General features: G+C 31.5%; 32 protein-coding genes and 1 riboswitch. All 32 genes read right to left on the bottom strand.

Annotation, left to right across the window (positions count from 1 at the left end):
* Positions 1-17 precede the first annotated feature (17 nt).
* The 32 genes from thiH to rpmC all read right to left on the bottom strand — a co-directional run bounded on the left by thiH (position 18) and on the right by rpmC (position 21,611).
* A complete protein-coding gene (thiH, locus tag ACKTTQ_RS01590) occupies positions 18-1,151 on the bottom strand; it encodes a 2-iminoacetate synthase ThiH (protein WP_299135335.1) in 1,134 nt (377 codons plus the stop codon).
* 53 nt (positions 1,152-1,204) lie between these two features.
* Positions 1,205-1,978: a thiazole synthase gene (locus tag ACKTTQ_RS01585; protein ID WP_408048226.1), complete on the bottom strand. Its 774-nt coding sequence runs from the start codon at positions 1,976-1,978 to the stop codon at positions 1,205-1,207.
* Between the two features lie 2 nt (positions 1,979-1,980).
* Positions 1,981-2,631, bottom strand: coding sequence for a thiamine phosphate synthase (gene thiE, locus ACKTTQ_RS01580; RefSeq protein ID WP_113786633.1), 651 nt, complete (start codon positions 2,629-2,631; stop codon positions 1,981-1,983).
* On the bottom strand, positions 2,621-2,941 hold the full coding sequence (locus tag ACKTTQ_RS01575; RefSeq protein ID WP_113786632.1) for a hypothetical protein: 321 nt from the start codon (positions 2,939-2,941) through the stop codon (positions 2,621-2,623). The genes thiE and ACKTTQ_RS01575 overlap by 11 nt, the downstream gene beginning before the upstream one ends.
* Before the next feature lie 49 nt (positions 2,942-2,990).
* Complete coding sequence (locus ACKTTQ_RS01570; RefSeq protein WP_113786631.1) at positions 2,991-3,749, bottom strand: hydroxymethylpyrimidine/phosphomethylpyrimidine kinase; 759 nt, start codon at positions 3,747-3,749, stop codon at positions 2,991-2,993.
* 3 nt (positions 3,750-3,752) lie between these two features.
* Positions 3,753-4,349 (bottom strand): thiamine phosphate synthase, encoded by a 597-nt coding sequence (locus tag ACKTTQ_RS01565; RefSeq protein ID WP_113786630.1) that lies wholly within the window; start codon positions 4,347-4,349, stop codon positions 3,753-3,755.
* 74 nt (positions 4,350-4,423) lie between these two features.
* A complete protein-coding gene (gene thiC / locus ACKTTQ_RS01560; protein WP_093868887.1) occupies positions 4,424-6,280 on the bottom strand; it encodes a phosphomethylpyrimidine synthase ThiC in 1,857 nt (618 codons plus the stop codon).
* 48 nt (positions 6,281-6,328) lie between these two features.
* Positions 6,329-6,532, bottom strand: a complete 204-nt coding sequence (thiS, locus tag ACKTTQ_RS01555; RefSeq protein WP_093868888.1) for a sulfur carrier protein ThiS — start codon at positions 6,530-6,532, stop codon at positions 6,329-6,331.
* Between the two features lie 64 nt (positions 6,533-6,596).
* Positions 6,597-6,691: riboswitch (TPP riboswitch) on the bottom strand.
* A 109-nt stretch (positions 6,692-6,800) separates the two neighbouring features.
* On the bottom strand, positions 6,801-7,754 hold the full coding sequence (locus ACKTTQ_RS01550; RefSeq protein ID WP_233487144.1) for an arginase: 954 nt from the start codon (positions 7,752-7,754) through the stop codon (positions 6,801-6,803).
* A gap of 56 nt (positions 7,755-7,810) precedes the next feature.
* Positions 7,811-9,097 carry a citrate synthase gene (locus ACKTTQ_RS01545; protein ID WP_093868890.1) on the bottom strand — a complete coding sequence of 429 codons (1,287 nt, stop codon included), beginning with the start codon at positions 9,095-9,097 and terminating at the stop codon, positions 7,811-7,813.
* A gap of 189 nt (positions 9,098-9,286) precedes the next feature.
* Positions 9,287-10,573 (bottom strand): phosphopyruvate hydratase, encoded by a 1,287-nt coding sequence (eno, locus tag ACKTTQ_RS01540; protein ID WP_093868891.1) that lies wholly within the window; start codon positions 10,571-10,573, stop codon positions 9,287-9,289.
* 131 nt (positions 10,574-10,704) lie between these two features.
* Positions 10,705-11,814, bottom strand: coding sequence for a glutamine-hydrolyzing carbamoyl-phosphate synthase small subunit (gene carA, locus ACKTTQ_RS01535; RefSeq protein WP_093868892.1), 1,110 nt, complete (start codon positions 11,812-11,814; stop codon positions 10,705-10,707).
* A gap of 106 nt (positions 11,815-11,920) precedes the next feature.
* Positions 11,921-12,400, bottom strand: a complete 480-nt coding sequence (rplQ, locus tag ACKTTQ_RS01530) for a 50S ribosomal protein L17 (protein ID WP_093868893.1) — start codon at positions 12,398-12,400, stop codon at positions 11,921-11,923.
* Positions 12,401-12,460: 60 nt separating this feature from the next.
* Positions 12,461-13,453, bottom strand: a complete 993-nt coding sequence (locus tag ACKTTQ_RS01525) for a DNA-directed RNA polymerase subunit alpha (RefSeq protein ID WP_093868894.1) — start codon at positions 13,451-13,453, stop codon at positions 12,461-12,463.
* A 95-nt stretch (positions 13,454-13,548) separates the two neighbouring features.
* Positions 13,549-14,154, bottom strand: coding sequence for a 30S ribosomal protein S4 (rpsD, locus tag ACKTTQ_RS01520; RefSeq protein ID WP_093868895.1), 606 nt, complete (start codon positions 14,152-14,154; stop codon positions 13,549-13,551).
* 140 nt (positions 14,155-14,294) lie between these two features.
* On the bottom strand, positions 14,295-14,681 hold the full coding sequence (gene rpsK / locus ACKTTQ_RS01515; protein WP_093868896.1) for a 30S ribosomal protein S11: 387 nt from the start codon (positions 14,679-14,681) through the stop codon (positions 14,295-14,297).
* Positions 14,682-14,714: 33 nt separating this feature from the next.
* On the bottom strand, positions 14,715-15,080 hold the full coding sequence (gene rpsM / locus ACKTTQ_RS01510; protein WP_093868897.1) for a 30S ribosomal protein S13: 366 nt from the start codon (positions 15,078-15,080) through the stop codon (positions 14,715-14,717).
* Between the two features lie 2 nt (positions 15,081-15,082).
* Positions 15,083-15,199, bottom strand: coding sequence for a type B 50S ribosomal protein L36 (ykgO, locus tag ACKTTQ_RS01505; protein WP_010181906.1), 117 nt, complete (start codon positions 15,197-15,199; stop codon positions 15,083-15,085).
* A 12-nt stretch (positions 15,200-15,211) separates the two neighbouring features.
* Complete coding sequence (gene infA, locus ACKTTQ_RS01500; protein WP_024740627.1) at positions 15,212-15,427, bottom strand: translation initiation factor IF-1; 216 nt, start codon at positions 15,425-15,427, stop codon at positions 15,212-15,214.
* 1 nt (position 15,428) lies between these two features.
* Positions 15,429-16,751: a preprotein translocase subunit SecY gene (gene secY, locus ACKTTQ_RS01495; RefSeq protein WP_093868898.1), complete on the bottom strand. Its 1,323-nt coding sequence runs from the start codon at positions 16,749-16,751 to the stop codon at positions 15,429-15,431.
* Positions 16,752-16,765: 14 nt separating this feature from the next.
* Positions 16,766-17,215, bottom strand: a complete 450-nt coding sequence (gene rplO, locus ACKTTQ_RS01490) for a 50S ribosomal protein L15 (protein ID WP_093868899.1) — start codon at positions 17,213-17,215, stop codon at positions 16,766-16,768.
* Positions 17,216-17,228: 13 nt separating this feature from the next.
* The gene (gene rpmD / locus ACKTTQ_RS01485; protein WP_408048225.1) at positions 17,229-17,411 is read right to left on the bottom strand and encodes a 50S ribosomal protein L30; all 183 of its coding nucleotides are present in this window, start codon (positions 17,409-17,411) and stop codon (positions 17,229-17,231) included.
* An 11-nt stretch (positions 17,412-17,422) separates the two neighbouring features.
* Entirely contained in the window at positions 17,423-17,947 is a 525-nt protein-coding gene (rpsE, locus tag ACKTTQ_RS01480) for a 30S ribosomal protein S5 (RefSeq protein ID WP_093868901.1), read from the bottom strand.
* 8 nt (positions 17,948-17,955) lie between these two features.
* Entirely contained in the window at positions 17,956-18,306 is a 351-nt protein-coding gene (gene rplR, locus ACKTTQ_RS01475; RefSeq protein ID WP_093868902.1) for a 50S ribosomal protein L18, read from the bottom strand.
* A gap of 18 nt (positions 18,307-18,324) precedes the next feature.
* A complete protein-coding gene (gene rplF / locus ACKTTQ_RS01470) occupies positions 18,325-18,870 on the bottom strand; it encodes a 50S ribosomal protein L6 (protein WP_093868903.1) in 546 nt (181 codons plus the stop codon).
* 15 nt (positions 18,871-18,885) lie between these two features.
* A complete protein-coding gene (rpsH, locus tag ACKTTQ_RS01465; protein WP_093868904.1) occupies positions 18,886-19,284 on the bottom strand; it encodes a 30S ribosomal protein S8 in 399 nt (132 codons plus the stop codon).
* Positions 19,285-19,624: 340 nt separating this feature from the next.
* Positions 19,625-19,894 carry a 30S ribosomal protein S14 gene (rpsN, locus tag ACKTTQ_RS01460; RefSeq protein ID WP_093868905.1) on the bottom strand — a complete coding sequence of 90 codons (270 nt, stop codon included), beginning with the start codon at positions 19,892-19,894 and terminating at the stop codon, positions 19,625-19,627.
* A gap of 3 nt (positions 19,895-19,897) precedes the next feature.
* On the bottom strand, positions 19,898-20,449 hold the full coding sequence (gene rplE, locus ACKTTQ_RS01455) for a 50S ribosomal protein L5 (RefSeq protein ID WP_093868906.1): 552 nt from the start codon (positions 20,447-20,449) through the stop codon (positions 19,898-19,900).
* A gap of 2 nt (positions 20,450-20,451) precedes the next feature.
* Positions 20,452-20,760, bottom strand: coding sequence for a 50S ribosomal protein L24 (rplX, locus tag ACKTTQ_RS01450; RefSeq protein WP_093868907.1), 309 nt, complete (start codon positions 20,758-20,760; stop codon positions 20,452-20,454).
* Between the two features lie 13 nt (positions 20,761-20,773).
* The gene (gene rplN / locus ACKTTQ_RS01445) at positions 20,774-21,142 is read right to left on the bottom strand and encodes a 50S ribosomal protein L14 (RefSeq protein WP_093868908.1); all 369 of its coding nucleotides are present in this window, start codon (positions 21,140-21,142) and stop codon (positions 20,774-20,776) included.
* Position 21,143: 1 nt separating this feature from the next.
* Entirely contained in the window at positions 21,144-21,401 is a 258-nt protein-coding gene (gene rpsQ, locus ACKTTQ_RS01440) for a 30S ribosomal protein S17 (RefSeq protein ID WP_093868909.1), read from the bottom strand.
* Positions 21,402-21,419: 18 nt separating this feature from the next.
* The gene (gene rpmC, locus ACKTTQ_RS01435) at positions 21,420-21,611 is read right to left on the bottom strand and encodes a 50S ribosomal protein L29 (RefSeq protein WP_093868910.1); all 192 of its coding nucleotides are present in this window, start codon (positions 21,609-21,611) and stop codon (positions 21,420-21,422) included.
* Position 21,612: the final 1 nt, after the last annotated feature.

Here is a 21,612-nt window from a genome sequence, read left to right as displayed (position 1 = left end):
CTTCTAGCTATGTTAAATTAACTAAAAACTTCCCAATCTTTCCACACTACTTCCAACCCTTTTTCTTTTAACATTAGTACTATTTCTTCGGTACTACGTTCATCAGATATTTCAAATTGTTCTAAGGATTGTGGTTCTACTGAATATCCTCCTGGATTTGTTTTTGATTCTGCACTAATAGATGTTGCTCCTAAATTAACAATATTATTTCTAAAAACTTCACTTTCTCTAGTAGACATTGATAATTCAACATCTTCATCAAGCAAACGAAATGCACATATTAATTGTACTAAATCTGCATCAGTCATTTCAACTTTTGGTTCTAATCCACCTGAATGCGGGCGCAATCGAGGAAATGAAATAGAATACTTAGTTTTCCAATAGGTTTTTTGTAAATATTTTAAATGCAACGCTGTAAAAAAACTATCTGCACGCCAATCTTCCAAACCAAATAAAGCTCCTAATCCTATTTTATGAACACCAGCTTTTCCTAACCTATCTGGAGTTTCTAAACGATACTTAAAATTAGATTTCTTTCCTTTAGGATGATGTTTTTTATATTCCTCTTTATGATATGTTTCTTGATATACTAAAACCGCATATAAACCATTTTCTATAAGTAGCTCATACTCATTTTGATCTAATGGTTGAACTTCAATCGTTATATTTGAAAACTGAGAACGGATTAATTTGATTGCATTATTTATATAATTTACACCAACTGTTTTATTTGCTTCTCCTGTAACTAATAAAATATGGTCATACCCTTTATTTTTTAGAAAAGTAACTTCCTTTAATATCTCTTCATCTGTTAAAGTTCGTCGAGGTATTTTATTTGTTAAACTAAACCCACAATAAGTACATATGTTTTGGCACTCATTACTTAAGTACATTGGAGCATACATTTGTATAGTATTTCCAAAACGCTTTTTTGTTAGCACGCTACTCATATGTGCCATTTCTTCTAAAAACGGTTTTGCTGCAGGTGAAATTAAAGCTTTAAAATCTTCTAAACTTCTTTTACTTTTTACCAGTGCTTGTTCAACATCAGATGTAGTTTTACTAAAAATACTTTCTAATTCTACATCCCAATTATATTGACCAAAAGTATCTATGAAACTTTTTGAATTTTCGTTTTCTATCGAATTCATTCTACATTTTTTATTCTTTCTTTATAATTAACATAAAAGAAAGTATAACTTTATTAATTCAAAAAACTTGTTAATGGACTACTAGCTTCCGCTTTATTTCTAACGGGAGCTAATTTTGCTTCATAAGCCATTCTCCCAGATTCTACTGCCATTTTAAAAGCCGTTGCCATAACCACTGGATTTTTAGATACAGCAATTGCAGTATTCACTAATACTGCATCGGCGCCAATTTCCATTGCGTATGCAGCATGCGATGGTGCTCCAATACCAGCATCAACAATAACAGGAACATTAGATTGTTCAATTATTATTTCTAAAAACTCTATCGTTTTTAATCCTTTATTACTTCCAATTGGTGCGCCTAATGGCATTACACATTGTGTTCCTACCTCTTCTAAACGTTTGCATAAAACTGGATCTGCATGAATATAAGGCATTACAACAAATCCCTGTTTTACCAACTCTTCAGCTGCTTTTAAAGTTTCAATAGGGTCTGGTAATAAATATCTTGGATCTGGATGAATTTCTAATTTAACCCAATTAGTTTCTAATGCTTCTCTAGATAATTCAGCTGCAAAAACTGCCTCTTTTGCTGTTCTAACTCCTGAAGTATTAGGTAACAAATTAATTCTTGAATGATTTAAGTGTGATAATATATCATCCTCTTCATTTTGAACATCTACTCTTTTTAATGCAACAGTTATTAGTTCACTTTCTGATGCTATTAAAGATTCTTTCATTAACTGAGATGAACTAAATTTTCCTGTTCCTGTAAATAACCTAGATGAAAAAGTTTTATCTGCTATTGTTAGTTTGGTATTTATCATTTTTATTTGTTATCATCTAGTTTATAAACTTGTTCATTAGTACTTGGAGCTTTTAATAATTGATGGAAAACAGGAATACTAGTAAAATCGTTAGTTATTGCTCCAGAAACAGCTACTCCAAAAACACCCGTTTTTATTATACTTGTAACTGTATCTAAAGTAATGCCTCCTACAGCTATTATAGGGGTTTCCGAATTTAATTCTTCAATCAATACTTTATATCCAGCTTCCCCTATTACAGGACTTAAATTCTTTTTAGTTTCAGTAAATTGAAAAGGCCCTAAACCAATATAATCAACTTTTTTAGTTAACAACTCTTTACATTCTTCTAAAGTATTTGCCGTTCCTCCAATACTATAAAATTTACCTAAATAATCACGAACTTTTAATGGACAAGCATCTTTTTTTCCAAGATGTACTCCATCTGCATTCACTTCTTTTGCTACTTTATAGTAATCATTTATAATTAATCTAGTTTGATAATGTGCAGTAATTTCTCTTGCCTTTTTAGCAGTTTCTAAAATTGTTTTAGGGTCAACGTTTTTTAAGCGTAACTGCACCCATTCTACTCCTGATGAACATGCTCTTTGAATATTTTCTAAATGCTCTTCAGCTGTTTTCCCCTGAGTTATATAGTGTAATTTACTTATCATTCTTGTTTTTTTTGAATATTTCTATGTCTTCAATAAATTTATCAAATTTTACATCAAACTTTCTTTTTGTTAAACTAATTGAACCAATTACATTTAAATTATCATTCCAATTCATTGGAAATCTAGATGTAGCTTTTATTTCATAAATTTCTTTACCTTTCTTTCTATTTCTAGAAAACTGTGGGTCAACTATAAAACATATATACAGTAAAATTCTATGATTAAATTTAAATTGAATTTTCCAATTTTCATCATCCCACCATTCTATATTTGAATTAATTTCGATTATTTCCCAATTTCGATTAATCAATTCTTTCTCTATTTGATATTTATATCCCGTTTTTTTTATCTTACTTTATTTATTTCTTATACTTGTGTTTACCTAACAAAGATTCATTTGAGTTTAAAAACTCTTCTGTATATCTTTTTACATTTTTACAAACATCTTCTAAAGGAATTTCTTTCATTAAATTTGACGCTAATGCTGATGATAATACACAACCACTTCCATGTTTTTGATAAACAGTAGTGGCTATAGGTGGAATGTTCATTTTTACTATTTTACTATAATAAACTTCATCCCAACCTTTTTTATCTTCTCTATGACCTCCTTTCAAATAAATATTTGTTCTTTCTGAAATAAATTCAATTGTTTCTTCAACAGTTTTATCAGGAAATAATTCTTTTATTTCATTATAATTTGGTGTTAAAAAGTCGCAATGATTTAAAACTTTCTCAAATACTTTCAGGTCTTGTTTCGAATGAAAATCAAAACCCGCACTTGCTTTTAAAACAGGATCTAATACTATCTTTATTGATGGGTTTATTTTTTTTAATACTTGAAGTACTTCTAATAAAATTTTCCATGACTGAATAATTCCTATTTTAACTACTGATATTGAAAATCGTTCAAAAAGTGTTGTTATTTGATTAACAATTGTTTCTTTTTCAATCCAAATACAATCTTTAAAGGCAATATCATTTTGAACGGTAACTGCAGTACAAACAGATAGGCCATACAACCCGTGGGCTTCAAATGTTTTAATATCTGATGTGATTCCTGCTCCGCTTGATGGATCAATACCAGCTATGGTTAATATGTAAGTTTTAGTATTCAATTTTTATATTGACTTTTCGTATTCTTCCTTAATATTTTTAAAACTCTCAATAGGGTTTTCAGTATTCCAAACACCGCCTAAAACTCCAATACCTTGAAACCCCAGTTGAATGGTTTCTTTTATGGTATTATCATTTATACCTCCAATACCTATAATCATTTTATCAATATGATTTACATCAAAACCTTTACCTTCATATCCTTTTTTAGATATTGACGAAAATACTGGACTCAATAAATGGTAATCAAATTCTATATCACAGCTATCTAATTCTTCAGGCTCGTGAAAAGAACTACTCATTGTTTTACCTATCATATTTAAGCTAATAAAATACTGACTCCCATTCTCTAAGACATCTCTCCTTTTTTGCTCTTGAAAATGAATACCTTTTAAATTGAATTCATTAATTAATTCATGAAAATAATGAACTACTATTCTATCATGGTATTTTTTATCTATTTGATTTAAATACAAAACATGGTCTTCATAATTCTTATATGGCTTCCTAAAATGATAAAACTCTAAACCCTTTTCAAATAATTGATGTAAGATTTTAATTTCATTTTCTATATCGTTCTCTGGAGCTATTAAAACAATCATTAAATTTAAATTAAGAATTATGAGTTACAAATATCTAACTATATATTAATTTGCAACTCATAATTAACAATAGATTATAGATATACTTCTGAACCTTTATCTTTAAACTCTTTAGATTTTTCTTCCATTCCTTTTGCAAATACTTCATCACCTTCAACTTTATTAACTGCTGCAAAATCACGAACCTCTTGTGATATTTTCATAGAACAAAATTTTGGTCCGCACATAGAACAGAAATGAGCAATTTTTGCACCTTCAGCTGGTAAAGTTTCATCATGGTATTCACGAGCTAATTCAGGATCTAACCCTAAATTAAACTGATCTTCCCAACGGAACTCAAATCGAGCTTTACTTAAAGCATCATCTCTATGTTGTGCCCCTGGATGACCTTTAGCTAAATCAGCAGCATGTGCAGCTAACTTGTAGGTAACTACTCCTGTTCGTACATCTTCTTTATTAGGTAATCCTAAATGTTCTTTTGGTGTTACATAACACAACATGGCACATCCAAACCAACCAATCATGGCAGCTCCAATACCAGACGTAATATGATCATAACCGGGAGCAATATCAGTTGTTAACGGCCCTAGTGTATAAAAAGGTGCTTCATCACAAGCTTCTAATTGCTTGTCCATATTCGCTTTTATCATGTGCATTGGTACATGACCAGGTCCTTCAATAAAGCATTGAACTTCGTGTTTCCTTGCTATTTTAGTTAATTCTCCTAAAGTTTCTAGTTCAGCAAATTGTGCCTCATCGTTAGCGTCAGCAATAGAACCTGGACGTAAACCGTCTCCTAACGAAAAAGCAACATCATACGCTTTCATTATTTCACAAATCTCTTCAAAATGTGTATATAAAAAACTCTCCTTATGATGTGCTAAACACCATTTAGCCATGATTGAACCACCACGAGATACTATTCCTGTAATACGCTTAGCTGTCATAGGCACATAACGTAAACGAACTCCTGCATGTATTGTAAAATAATCTACTCCTTGTTCAGCTTGCTCTATTAAAGTATCTCTAAAAATTTCCCATGTTAAATCTTCAGCTATTCCATTTACCTTTTCCAAAGCTTGGTAAATTGGTACAGTACCAACTGGAACAGGTGAATTACGAATAATCCATTCACGCGTTTCATGAATGTTTTTTCCTGTAGATAAATCCATTATATTATCTGCTCCCCAACGACAAGCCCAAACAGCTTTTTCTACTTCTTCTTCAATTGAAGATGTTGTTGCTGAATTACCAATATTTGCATTAATTTTCACTAAGAAGTTACGTCCTAAAATCATAGGTTCAGCTTCAGGATGATTTATATTTGAAGGTATTACTGCACGACCTCTTGCTACTTCTTCTCTAACAAACTCTGGGGTTATTTTTGCTGGAATACTTGCTCCAAAATCTTGTCCTGGATGTTGCTTTGACAAACGTGTTACTTCATCAATTCGTTGATTCTCACGAATTGCAATATATTCCATCTCTGGAGTTATAATTCCTTTTTTAGCATAATGTAACTGAGTTACATTTTGTCCTTTTTTAGCTCGCTTTGGCTTATGTTTTAAGCTAAAACGTAAATGATCTAAACTTTTATCATTTAAACGCTCATTACAATATTCTGATGAAAAAGTAGCTAATTCATCTACATCTTCTCTTTCTAAAATCCATGATTCTCTAATACGTTCAATACCGTTATGAATATTAATTTCTTTAGTAGGGTCGGTATAAGGTCCTGAGGTGTCATAAATCGTTACTGGTTCATTAGGAGTTCTTTTTTTTGTCATAGAATCAACAGTATCACTCAATTCTATTTCTCTCATAGCAACTTTAATATCAGGATGTATTTCTCCTTGAACATAAATTTTGTTTGAATTTGGAAATGGATGTCTAGTTATTCCATTACTTGGTGCAGTATCTTTTTTCTTCATAATTGTGTAAGGTAAATTATAGAATATTGTTAGTTTGTTTTGAAAATTTTATCCTCCTTGAGTAGATTTTATAATTAAAACTTTATCGTTATTTTTAAGTTCTTTTGTTTCCCAACTCTCTTTTTTAATCACACTATCATTAATGGCAATAGCAATACCGTTAGTTACAATTTGAAGTTTGAAAACTAATTGTTCTATGGTTAGTGAACTCGAAAATTGTTGATTAATGTCGTTTACTTTTATGTTTATCATATTAACATGTTTAAGTAAACTATAGAAGAAGTTTTTAGTATTGCTTATTAAGCTAAATACTAAACTAAAAATAATAACTTTTTCCTACGTTGGTGTTAACCATATCAGGTTCCAAGGATATTTCTCAAACTAGTTTCCTAGCTACTCCTAAAGTTTACAATGACAAATATAATAGTTTATTTAAACTAGCAATACTCTTTTCAAAATTTATTAAAAACAAAAAAACTAGCCTTATAGGCTAGTTTCATTATACTTAAATATAACTGTATTATATTTTTTTAATAGTTTCTGTTACCTTTTCAAGAACATCAAAAGCAGTTTCTGCCATTTTATTTCCTTTGAAATCTAATAGCGGATTTACTTCAACAAATTCTAAGCAAGCTACTTTCTTACTTTCTAATAATTGATTTATAATATCTATTATCTCATATTGATCAAATCCCTTTGGTACTGGAGTTCCCGTACCATACGAAACCATATCACAATCCATAGCATCAACATCAAAAGAAACGTAGATTACATCACAATTACTTAACTTTTCAAGTGCTTCACTTACACAAACTTCTAATCCACGGTATCTAACTTCAGCTACTTTGTAGTTTTTAATTCCATGTTTTTCCATTTGTTTATCCTCTGGTTCTTCAGTATCTCTTACTCCAAAGAAAATAACATCTTCTGCTTGTACTTTTTGTCCTGGAACACCTATGTTTTTCATTCTATCCCATAACTCAGCAGTTTCTCTATCAATATCATTTACTTGACAATCTAAATTATCATCACTTATTGCTGCTGCTAAAGGCATACCATGAATATTACCTGAAGGCGATGTATATGGCGAATGTAAATCTCCATGAGCATCAATCCACACTACTCCTACTCTTTTTGTTGAGTTAGCAGCTTTAACACCACTAATAGTTCCTAATGCAGACGAGTGATCTCCAGAAATAACAATTGGAAATTTATCTTCCTGTAAGTTTACTTTTACATGATTAGATAACCTTTTACACTGATTAAATACATTTTCTATTCTCTTAGCAAATGAATTATTCTCTTTACTATAAACAGATTCATTTTTAGTAATTACGTCTTCAAATTCAAATTGCTCAAAATAATTACTTCCTTTGTTTATTGCTGCAATTTCAATAGCATCAATTCCCATGTCAGATCCTCTAGTACCAGCGCCAATATCAGATCTGTTTTTTATAATTTTTATTTCTTTCATAATATGAATTCAATAAAAAATGTCATCTAAATATTAAATGACATTTTTAGTATATTTTATCTTTTACTAATCTTTACAAAATCTCTGTGGTTTTCACCTGTATAAACTTGACGAGGACGCCCTATTGGTTCTTTTCCTAAACGCATTTCTCTCCATTGTGCAATCCAACCAGGTAAACGACCTAATGCAAACATTACTGTAAACATTTCAACTGGTATGCCCATAGCTCTATATATAATTCCTGAATAGAAATCAACATTTGGGTATAATTTTCTTTTAACGAAATATTCATCGTTAAGAGCTTCTTGTTCTAATGCTTTAGCAATATCTAAAATTGGGTCATCAATACCTAAATCTGCTAAAACTTCATCAGCTGCTACTTTAATAATTTTAGCTCTAGGGTCAAAGTTTTTATATACTCTATGTCCGAATCCCATTAAACGGAAAGGATCATTCTTGTCTTTAGCTTTTGCCATGTACTTCTTAGTATCTCCACCATCTTGTCTAATAGCTTCCAACATTTCCAATACAGCTTGATTTGCACCTCCATGTAATGGACCCCATAAAGCTGAGATTCCAGCTGATAATGAAGCAAACAATCCTGCATGTGATGAACCAACAATTCTTACAGTTGATGTAGAACAGTTTTGTTCGTGATCTGCATGTAATATTAATAATTTATCTAATGCATCTTTAATTATTGGGTTTATTGCATACTCTTCATTAGGTTGCTCAAACATCATTTTCATAATGTTTTCTACATACCCTAAATTCTTAGAACCATAATTTAAAGGTAATCCTTGTTTTTTACGCATTGTCCAAGCTACTAAAACAGGAAATTTTCCTAAAATTTTAACTATAGCATTGTACATATCTTCTTCTGAATCAACATTTACAGAAGTTGGATTAAATGATACTAACGCACTAGTTAATGATGACAACACTCCCATAGGGTGAGCATTTTTAGGAAAAGCATCAATAATTTTCTTTATATCTTCATCAACGATAGCTTTAGATCTTACATCATCATGGAATTTCTGTAATTGTTCTTTTGTTGGTAATTCACCAAAAATCAACAAATATGCTACTTCTAAGAAATCTGCTTTTTCAGCAAGTTCTTCAATTGAGTAACCTCTATATCTTAAAATTCCTTCTTCTCCATTTAAAAATGTAATAGCACTTTGACAAGAACCTGTATTCTTATATCCAGGATCAATTGTTATAAGTCCACCAGTAGCGCCTCTCAACGTTTTAATATCAATTGCAGTTTCATTTTCCGTTCCTGTTATCAAAGGAAATTCATACGTATTTTCGCCAACTTGTAACTTTGCTATATCTGCCATTTTTTATCTAAAAATTTTTATAATTGAAGTGAGTTGCGAAGATACCATTTTTTATAAATTTAAAAAATTGATAGTCATAGATTTTTAACATAAAAAAATAAAATTTCTTTATCTAAAAATTTTATAAAAAACAAAGCTTGTAAGACAACCTTACAAGCTTTATTTTTCTTTTAAATAAGAATTATCTTATTATATTTTAAATGCTTTTTCCTGTGGAAAAAAAGCTACATCAGCTAATTCTTCTTCTATACGTAATAACTGATTATATTTTGCCATACGATCAGATCTAGATGCTGATCCCGTTTTTATTTGTCCTGTATTTAATGCTACGGCTAAATCTGCAATAGTATTATCTTCAGTTTCTCCTGATCTATGACTCATTACTGATGTATAACCTGCATTATGAGCCATATTAACAGCAGCAATGGTTTCTGTTAAAGTACCAATTTGATTTACTTTAATTAAAATAGAGTTAGCAATTCCGTTTTCTATTCCTCTAGATAATCGATCTACATTAGTTACAAATAAATCATCTCCTACTAATTGAACCTTGTCTCCTATTTTTTCAGTTAAATATTTCCAACCGTCCCAGTCATTTTCATCCATTCCATCCTCAATAGAAATTATAGGATATTTAGATGCTAATTCTGCTAAATAATCAGCTTGTTCTTGACTAGTTCTTACTTTACCTTTACTACCTTCAAACTTGGTATAATCATATTTTCCATCAACAAAAAATTCAGCTGCAGCACAATCTAAAGCAATCATTACTTCTTCACCAAACTTATACCCAGCATTTTTAGTTGCTAATTCAATAGTTTCAATTGCGTCTTCGGTTCCTTCTAAAGTTGGTGCAAAACCACCTTCATCACCTACAGCAGTAGATAAATTTCTATCATGTAAAACTTTCTTTAAGTGATGGAAAATTTCTGAACCTATTTGCATTGCTTCGGTAAAGTTTTCAGCTTTTACTGGCATTACCATAAACTCTTGAAATGCAATCGGAGCATCAGAATGTGATCCTCCATTAATTATATTCATCATTGGCACAGGTAATGTATTTGCTGAAACACCGCCTATGTAACGATATAATGACAACCCTAATTCATTTGCCGCTGCTTTTGCTGCTGCTAATGAAACACCTAGTATTGCGTTAGCTCCTAGTTTAGATTTATTTGGAGTACCATCTAAGTCAATCATTATTTTGTCAATCATGTTTTGTTCAAAAACTGATACTCCTAATAATTCTTGAGCTATTAATGTATTAACATTTTCAACTGCTTTTAAAACACCTTTACCCATATATGCGGCACCTCCGTCACGTAACTCTACTGCTTCATGTTCTCCGGTAGAAGCTCCTGATGGTACAGCCGCTCTACCTGTAAAACCATTTTCAGTAGTTACATCTACTTCTACTGTAGGATTACCTCTAGAATCAAAAATTTGACGTGCATGGATATTGATTATAATACTCATAGTTGTTTTTGTTTATTAGTATATTTAAGGTAGTAAATTTACAAAATACTGCCTTTTTATTATCTTATATTATTGTGATTTTACGAAAACGTTATCAAATATAAATTCCCGCAGAAAAGCGGGAATTTATATTAAGCTTTCGCCTTTTTTATATTTTCTATAAATTGATCGAATAAATATTCTGCATCATGTGGTCCAGGGCTAGCTTCAGGATGATATTGTACAGAAAAAACATTTTTATTTTTCATTCTAATACCAGCTACAGTATTATCATTTAGATGAACATGAGTAATTTCTACATCATTATGTGCTTCAGTTTCTTCTCTATTAATTGCAAATCCATGATTTTGAGATGTAATTTCACCTTTTCCTGTAAGTAAATTTTTCACTGGGTGATTAATTCCTCTATGACCATTATGCATTTTATAAGTAGAAATACCATTAGCCAATGCTATTACTTGATGTCCTAAACAAATACCAAATAAAGGTAAATCATTTGCTATAATATCTTTTGCTGTATTTTGAGCATCTATTAAAGGTTCAGGATCACCAGGTCCATTTGATATAAAATAGCCATCAGGATTAAATTCACTCATTTCCTTAAAAGTAGCATTATAAGGATACACCTTTACATACGCATCTCTCTTAACAAAATTTCTAAGTATATTCTTTTTTATTCCTATATCTAATGCTGAAATTTTAATTGGTGCATTTTCATCTCCTATAAAATAAGGTTCTTTTGTAGATACTTTAGAAGCAAGTTCTAAACCTTCCATATTAGGGATTTCAGATAACTGTTTCTTTAAATTTTCAATATTATCAACTTCTGTTGAAATAATAGCATTCATAGCACCATTATCTCTAATATAAGATACTAATGCTCTTGTATCTACATCAGAAATTGCTACAAGATTATGTTTTTCAAACCAATCTTTTAAATTTCCATCAGAATCAACTCTTGAATGTGTAAAACTAAAGTTTCGACAAATTAATCCTGAAATTTTAATTCCTTCAGACTCTATTTCTTCATTATTAACACCATAATTACCTATGTGAGCATTTGTAGTAACCATTAATTGTCCAAAATAAGAAGGATCAGTAAATACTTCTTGGTACCCAGTCATACCGGTATTAAAACAGATTTCTCCTGTAGACGTACCTTCTATCCCTACTGATTTACCATAGAAAATTGTACCATCAGCTAATAATACTAAAGCTTTTTTACGTGATTGATATTTCATTTAGTTTAGTGTATTGTATTGTGTAATTGAGTTGCAAAAATATATAAAAAAAGGGATAAACATTAAATGTTCATCCCTTTTATATGATTGATAAAAATTTTCATTTTTATTCTTCCTCTTGTGAAGTTTTAGTTTCAACAGGAGCAACAGCTTCAGCTTTTTTAGCACCTCCACGACGGCTACGACGTGTAGATTTTTTAGCTTGGTTTCCTTTAGGGTTGTATAATTCATTATAATCAACTAATTCAATCATTGCCATTGGAGCATTATCCCCTTGACGATTTCCTAATTTGATAATACGAACATACCCTCCTGGTCTATCAGCAACTTTTACAGAAATTTCTTTAAATAATTCTGTAACAGCATTTTTATCACGTAAATATCTAAATACTGTACGTCTGTTGTGAGTTGTATCAGCCTTAGATTTTGTAATTAAAGGCTCAATAAACTTACGTAAAGCTTTCGCTTTAGCAACAGTAGTATTAATACGCTTATGCTCTACTAAAGAACAAGCCATGTTTGATAACATTGCTTTTCTATGCGCTGTTTTTCTTCCTAAGTGGTTAAATTTCTTTCCGTGTCTCATGACATTTGGGTTTTGCTTTCATCTTGCTTCAACTCTTTATGAGGAGCAAAATATGAAAGATTAATCTCTATCTAATTTATATTTACCTAAATCCATTCCAAAATTTAGTCCTTTATTAATCACTAACTCTTCTAATTCAGTTAATGATTTTTTACCAAAGTTTCTAAACTTCATTAAGTCACTTTTATTGAAAGATACTAAGTCTCCTAAAGTATCTACCTCTGCAGCTTTCAAACAATTTAAAGCACGAACTGATAAATCCATATCTACTAGTTTCGTTTTCAATAATTGACGCATATGTAATGATTCCTCATCATATGTTTCAGTTTGAGCTATTTCATCAGCCTCTAAAGTTATTCTTTCATCCGAAAATAACATGAAGTGGTGAATTAAAATTTTAGCTGCTTCAGTTAATGCATCTTTAGGATTAATAGATCCATCTGTGTCAATATCAAAAACTAATTTTTCGTAATCTGTTTTTTGTTCAACACGAAAGTTTTCTACTGCATACTTTACATTCTTAATTGGAGTGTAAATAGAATCAGTAAAAATTGTTCCTAAAGGTGCTCCAGCTCTTTTGTTTTCTTCTGCTGGCACAAATCCTCTACCTTTTTCTATGCTTATTTCAGCACTAAAGCTAACAGACTTATCCATGTTACATAAAACTAATTCTGGATTTAATACTTGAAATCCTGAAATAAATTTTTGTAAATCACCTGCTGTTAATTGCTCTTGTCCTGATACAGCTATAGAAACTGTTTCTCTGTCAGATTCTTCAATTTGCTTTTTAAAACGTACTTGTTTTAAATTTAAAATGATTTCTGTAACATCTTCTACAACTCCTTCTATCGTTGAGAATTCGTGATCAACGCCATCTACTCGTAATGATGTTATTGCAAAACCTTCTAAAGAAGATAATAATACTCTTCTCAAAGCATTTCCAATAGTTAATCCAAAACCTGGTTCAAGAGGTCTGAATTCGAATCTTCCAGAAAAATCTGTAGATTCAATCATTATTACTTTATCAGGCTTTTGAAAATTTAAAATTGCCATATTTTCTTCATTTTAATTGTAATTCAGTTGCGCGGTTCATAAGTTTGAAGAAATACTGACAAACCCTTTGGCTGAACTTCAATATGATTAATTTATTACTTAGAATATAATTCTACGATTAACTGCTCTTTGATGTTCTCAGGAATTTGTAATCTTTCAGGTGCTTTAATAAAAATACCTGATTTTTGATCAGAATTCCAAGATAACCATTCGTAAACACTACTATTAGAAGCTAATGCATTTTCAATAGCTTCTAAAGATTTAGATTTTTCTCTAACAGCTACAACATCTCCTTCTCTTAATCTGTAAGATGGTATGTTTACTATCTCTCCATTCACAGTAATGTGACGGTGAGATACTAATTGACGTGCTCCTCTTCTTGAGTTAGCAACTCCTAAACGGAAAACAACGTTATCTAAACGAGACTCACATAATTGTAATAAAACCTCACCAGTAATACCTTTAGAAGCTGAAGCGCTTTTAAATAAGTTACTAAATTGACGCTCTAAAATACCGTAAGTATATTTAGCTTTTTGCTTTTCCATTAACTGGATAGCATATTCAGATTTTTTACCTCTTCTTTTACCAACTCCATGTTGTCCTGGAGGGTAATTTCTTTTTTCGAAGTTTTTATCATCTCCGAATATTGCTTCACCAAATTTACGAGCAATCTTAGTTTTTGGTCCTGTATATCTTGCCATTTCTAATTAATTTAGTAGGGATTATGAATTAAGGCTTACTCCTTCGATAATCTTTGATCCTACTTGGTTTAAAATTTATAATTTTTATTGATATACTAATAATATCAATTTAGAAAAATATAAACTGAAACTAGTTCAGCTTATACTCTTCTTCTTTTTGGTGGACGACATCCATTATGAGGAATTGGAGTAACATCAATGATTTCAGTTACTTCTATCCCAGCATTATGAATTGATCTAATAGCAGATTCTCTACCATTTCCTGGTCCTTTTACATATACCTTAACTTTACGTAATCCAGCTTCTTTAGCCACACCTACGCAATCTTCTGCTGCTAATTGAGCTGCATATGGAGTATTCTTTTTAGAACCTCTAAAACCCATTTTTCCTGCTGAAGACCAAGAGATAACATCTCCCTTTTTGTTTGTTAAAGATATAATTATGTTGTTAAATGATGCCGTTACGTGAGCTTCTCCCACTGACTCAATTACAACTTTACGTTTCTTTGTTACTTTAGACTTTGCCATGATTGTTTACAATTAGTAAAAATAATCTAACGATTATTTTTTCTTGTTAGCTACAGTTTTTCTCTTACCTTTTCTTGTACGAGAGTTATTCTTAGTTCTTTGACCTCTTAATGGTAATCCAAGTCTGTGACGAATACCTCTTTGACATCCGATATCCATTAAACGCTTAATGTTTAATTGAACTTCAGAACGTAACTCTCCCTCGATAGTGAAAGTTCCAACTTGCTCACGAATTGCTGCAATTTGATCATCAGTCCAATCTTGAACTTTGATACTCTCATCTATTTTTGCTTCTGCTAATATATTTTTAGCTCTGCTTCTTCCTATACCAAAGATGTAAGTTAAAGCGATAACTCCTCTTTTATTCTTTGGAATGTCAATACCTGCGATTCTTGCCATAACTACCCTTGTCTTTGTTTAAATCTAGGATTCTTTTTGTTAATTACATATAATCTGCCCTTTCTGCGTACTATTTTGCAGTCGGCACTTCTTTTCTTTAATGATGCTCTTACTTTCATCAGTTTTGTTTTTTAATATCTGTAAGTAATTCTTGCCTTTGATAAATCATACGGACTCATTTCTAATTTCACCTTATCTCCAGGTAACAATTTGATATAATGCATACGCATTTTTCCTGAAATGTGAGCCGTTACAATATGTCCGTTTTCTAATTCTACACGAAACATTGCATTTGATAATGCTTCTGTTATTGTTCCGTCTTGTTGAATTGCTGGTTGCTTAGCCATATTATTTTAATGATTTTCTGTTACTGTTACCTGTTTTCATTAAACCGTCATATCGACTGTTTAATAAATATGAATTAATTTGCTGAATAGTATCTATAGCAACTCCTACCATAATGATTAAAGATGTTCCTCCATAAAACATTGCCCAATTTTGAGTAACTCCAAATTTAACAATGATTGCAGGTAAAATAGATAATGCTGCTAAAAATAATGATCCTGGGAATGTTATTTTTGATAACACAGAATCTAAATAATTAGCAGTTTCTTCACCTGGTTTATAACCTGGTACGAAACCATTACTTCTTTTAAGATCTTCAGCCATTTTATTAGTAGGTATTGTAATTGCCGTATAAAAATAACTAAATACGATAATTAAAACAGCAAATATTACATTATACCATAAACCGAAATTATCAGCTAAACTATTTAAAGCTGGATATTTTTGACCTAATGCAACAGGTAAAAACATTATAGCTTGTGCAAATATAATTGGCATTACACCTGCAGCATTTAACTTTAACGGAATGTATTGTCTTGCTCCGTCAACATCTTTAATGTTTGTAACTGCGGTACGGCGAGCATATTGTACTGCTACTTTACGAACTGCGGTAACTAATAATACGGTTAATAAAATTACAACAAACCAAACTATTAACTCTATTAAAATCATCATGATTCCTCCACCGCCAGCATTTTCTGTTTTAGAAACTACTTCTTGTAAGAAAGCAACAGGGAAATTAGCTATAATACCAACTGTAATTAATAACGATATTCCGTTACCAACTCCTTTGTCAGTGATACGCTCTCCTAACCACATAGCAAATATGGTTCCTGCTGTTAATAAAATCATTGATGAAATCCAAAATGTAGCACCACCAACTAAGAAAGCTGATTCTGGTAATCCAAATTGGGTTTTAATAGCTGTAATATACGTTGGTCCTTGAACCAAAGTAATTAAGATAGTTAACCATCGAGTAATTTGTGTAATCTTTTTTCTTCCACTTTCTCCATCTTTCTGTAATTTCTGTAAATAAGGTACAGCAATACCCATTAATTGAACTACAATAGATGCAGAAATATAAGGCATTATACCAAGTGCCATTACTGACGCTCTAGCAAATGCTCCTCCTGTAAATGCGTTTAATAAACCTAAAAGACCTCCTCCAGCTTGATCTTTTAATGCTGCAAGCTGTGTAGGATCTATCCCAGGTAATGGAACAGCCGACATAAACCTGTATACAGCAATTAAACCAATAGTTAAAATTATTTTTTCTTTTAACTCTTCAATTTTGAAAATATCTTTTAAAGTATTTATAAAATTCATCATTTACAGTTTTCTTATAAGGTAACCGCTTCGCCTCCAGCAGCTTCAATAGCAGCTTTAGCTGTAGCAGTAAATTTATGTACAGTAATATTTAATTTAGCTTTTAACTCTCCTCCACCTAATATTTTAACTAAGTCGTTTTTACGAGCTAAACGGTTTTCTACTAAAACATCTAAACTAACAGTGTCAGTAATTTTTCCGCTATCTACTAAATTTTGTAATTTATCTAAATTAACACCAACATATTCTTTACGATTTATGTTAGTAAAACCAAATTTAGGCACACGTCTTTGAAGTGGCATTTGACCACCTTCAAATCCAATTTTACGAGAATATCCTGAACGAGACTTTTGCCCATTGTGACCTCTTGTAGCGGTACCACCTTTACCAGAACCTTCACCACGTGCAATTCTCTTAACTTTTTTAACAGATCCCTCTGCCGGTTTTAAGTTGTGTAAACTCATGATTATTTATGTCTTATTTAATTTCCTCTACGGAAACTAAGTGTTTAATTGTATTTACCATACCAACTATAGAAGGAGTTGCCTCATGCTCTACAGTTTGGTTCATTTTACGTAAACCTAGTGCCTCTAACGTTCTTTTTTGATTTTTAAGGCGACCGATTTGACTTTTTACTTGTGTAATTCTAATTTTACTCATCGTCTTAAATTTTAACCGTTAAAAACTTTCTCTAAAGATATACCTCTTTGTTTAGCTATAGTTGCAGCACTACGTAATTGTAATAAAGCGTCAAATGTAGCTTTTACAACATTGTGAGGGTTAGATGATCCTTGAGATTTTGATAATACGTCTTTAATACCAACAGATTCTAATACCGAACGAACTGCACCACCGGCGATAACCCCGGTACCATGTGAAGCTGGCTTAATGAATACTTTCGCACCACCAAACTTACCTTTTTGTTCGTGAGGTAAAGTTCCGTCTAAAATAGGAATACGTACTAAATTTTTCTTTGCATCTTCTACTGCTTTTGCAATAGCTGAGGCAACATCTTTAGACTTTCCTAATCCATGACCTACAACTCCGCTACCATCACCAACTACTACGATTGCAGAGAAACCAAATGCTCTACCCCCCTTAGTTACTTTAGTAACACGTTGTACACCTACTAATTTATCTACAAGCTCTAAACCGCTTGGTTTTACTCTTTCTATGTTTTTATATCCTAACATAATATAATTTCTTAAAATTTTAAACCAGCTTCTCTAGCAGCGTCTGCTAATACTTTTACTCTACCGTGGTATAAATACCCATTACGATCAAAAGCAACCATTTGTACGCCAGCTTTGTTAGCTTTTTCAGCTATAGATTTACCTACTGCAGTTGCAGCTTCTGCTTTAGAACTTGATGCTATTTCTTTATCTCTTGATGATACAGATGCTAAAGTAACACCCGCTACATCGTCAACTAATTGAGCATAAATTTCTTTGTTACTTCTAAAAACCGATAATCTTGGTTTTTCAGCAGTTCCTGTAACAATTTTTCTAATTCTATGCTTAATACGTTGTCTTCTTTCAAGCTTTGATAATGCCATAATAATTTCTCTTATTTATTATGCAGATTTACCTGCTTTTCTTCTTAATACTTCTCCTACAAACTTAATTCCTTTTCCTTTATAAGGCTCTGGCTTACGGAAAGAACGAATTTTTGCTGCTACTTGACCAACTAATTGCTTGTCAAATGAAGATAATTTAATGATTGGATTTTTACCTTTTTCAGATACTGTCTCAACCTTAACTTCTGGAGCTAAATTTAAAGTAATACTATGAGAGAAACCTAAAGCCAATTCTAATTTTTGACCTTGATTAGATGCTCTATAACCTACACCAACTAATTCTAGTTCTTTGGTATAACCTTTAGAAACTCCCTCAATCATATTATTGATTAGAGCACGATATAAACCATGTGCTGATCTATCGTCTTTACTTTCTGATGATCTTTCAACTGTTAAAATACCATCTTCGATTTTTGCAGTAATACCAGATTTTAACTCTTGAGTTAACTCACCTAATTTACCTTTAACTGTAACCACGTTCCCGTCTACTTTAACTTCAACACCTTGTGGTAATGCGATTGGATTTTTTCCTATTCTACTCATTTTACAAAATGTATTTTAGTAAACGTAACATAAAACTTCTCCACCAACATTTTCAAGTCTTGCTTTTTTGTTTGTCATTACACCTCTAGATGTAGAAACAATAGCAATACCTAATCCGTTTAATACTCTTGGCATTTCTTTAGCGCCAACGTATTTACGTAAACCTGGTGTTGAAATTCTCTGAATTTTTCTGATTACTGATTCTTTTGTCTCTCTGTCATATTTTAAAGCTATCTTGATAGTTCCTTGAACTTTATCTTCATTGAACTGATAACTTAAAACGTAACCTTGATCGAACAAAATTTTCGTCATTTCCTTCTTCAATTTTGAAGCAGGAATCTCTACTACTCTATGACCAGCTGCGATAGCATTTCTGACACGAGTAAGAAAATCCGCGATTGGATCTGTGTACATAATTAATTAATTTTCGGTTTTGGTTTTCAATAATTAAGGCTATTGAACCTGAAACCAGTTAATATTCATTTTTTGCTTTTCAGAAATAAATTACTTATAAGGCTTTGCTATTTTACTAACAGTTACTTACAAGACGGAATTTACCCTATAAAAAACAGAGTGCAAATATACATAAACTTTTTGAAAAAAAAATGTTTTAGTCAATTATCGTTTTGACTTTGAATTTATTGGCTAATATTTGAATACTTTTTTGGGTCATTTAAGTATAAAAAATAATATTAAAAACAAAAAAAGGTGCATAATTTAAAATTATACACCTTGTTTCTATAGTAAAACACTGTTACCAGCTTGCTTTTTTTACTCCTGGGATTAACCCTTGATTAGCCATTTCACGGAAAGTTACACGTGAAATTCCGAACTGACGCATATACCCTTTTGGACGACCAGTTAATTTACAACGGTTGTGCTTTCTAATTGGTGATGCATTCTTTGGTAATTTTTGTAATGCTTCGTAGTCTCCAGCTTCTTTTAAAGCTTTTCTCTTTTCAGCATACTTTTCAACCATTTTAGCTCTTTTGCGCTCACGCGCTTTCATTGATTCTTTAGCCATCTTTTAATTCTTTTTAAATGGTAAACCTAATTCTCCTAATAATGACTTTGCTTCTTTATCAGTATTTGCAGATGTTACAAAAGTAATATCCATACCACTGATTTTTTTAACTTGGTCAATATTAATCTCTGGGTAGATGATTTGTTCAGTAATTCCTAAATTGTAATTACCTCTACCATCAAAACCATTTGCTTTAATTCCGTTAAAGTCTCTTACACGTGGTAAAGAGGCTGTTACTAAACGGTCTAAAAATTCATACATTACAACTCCTCTTAACGTAACTTTTGCACCAATTGGCATACCTTTACGTAATTTAAAGTTTGCAACATCCTTTTTAGAAATTGTTGGAACTGCTTTTTGACCAGTTATTCTTGTTAACTCATCAATAGCATATTCAATTAATTTCTTATCTGCTATAGCTGCACCTACTCCTTTACTTACTACAATTTTCTGTAATTTAGGAACTTGCATTACATTGCTATAACCAAATTCATCAGTAAGAGCCTTGATAACTCTGCTCTTGTACTCTTCTTTTAATCTTGGTACGTAACTCATGGTTATATTGCTTTATCTGATTTTTTTGAAAATCTTACTTTTTTATCTCCTTCTACTTTATATCCAACTCTTACAGCTTCGTTGTTTTCAACTAATGCTACATTAGATATATGTAAAGAAGCTTCCTTTTTTACAATTCCTCCTTGTGGATTTGTTGCGCTAGGTTTAGTATGTTTAGAAACCATATTTACTCCCTCTACTACAACTCTATCTTTATCTTTAAGGATTTGTAAAACTTTACCTTCTGATCCTTTGTGATCTCCTGCTATTACTTTAACAGTATCTCCTGATTTGATTTTGAACTTCTTCATCTTAAATACGATATTAAAGCACTTCAGGTGCTAATGATACAATCTTCATAAACTGCTTCTCACGTAATTCACGAGCAACAGGTCCAAATACACGAGTACCTCTCATTTCCTCAGTAGGATTTAAAAGTACACAAGCATTATCGTCAAATCTAATATAAGATCCGTCTTTACGTCTAACTTCTTTCTTAGTACGAACAACAACTGCACGAGATACTTGACCCTTTTTTACAGTTCCGTTTGGAGTTGCAGATTTTACCGTAACAACGATTTTATCTCCAACGCTAGCGTAACGCTTTTTTGTTCCACCTAAAACTCTAATCACTAAAACTTCTTTTGCTCCAGTGTTATCTGCTACTTTTAATCTTGATTCTGTTTGTAACATATTATTTAGCTCTTTCTAGGATTTCTACTAATCTCCAACGTTTAGATTTACTTAATGGACGAGTTTCCATTATCTTAACAGTATCACCTTCGTTGCAATCGTTATTCTCGTCATGTGCAACATACTTCTTCGTTTTTAAAACGAACTTACCGTACATTGGGTGCTTTACTCTTTTTACCTCATTAACAACGATAGATTTCTCCATTTTGCTACTAGATACAACACCTATTCTCTCTTTTCTAAGATTTCTTTTTTCCATCTTTAAAACTGACTAGAATTATTGTAATTCTCTTTTAGTTAATTCTGTAGCAATTCTTGCTACAGTTTTTCTTAAGCTTCTTAACTGCAATGGGTTTTCCAATGGAGTTATGGCATGAGCCATCTTAAGATCCGTATAATTTTTCTTTAACGCTACTAACTGTTCTTGTAAGTCTGCGATAGATAATTCTTTAATTTCTGATTGTTTCATT

Source organism: Tenacibaculum halocynthiae (genome assembly GCF_964512825.1).
In the GTDB taxonomy this organism is placed as follows: Bacteria; Bacteroidota; Bacteroidia; order Flavobacteriales; family Flavobacteriaceae; genus Polaribacter; species Polaribacter halocynthiae.
This window is presented reverse-complemented; position numbering and strand designations above follow the sequence as displayed.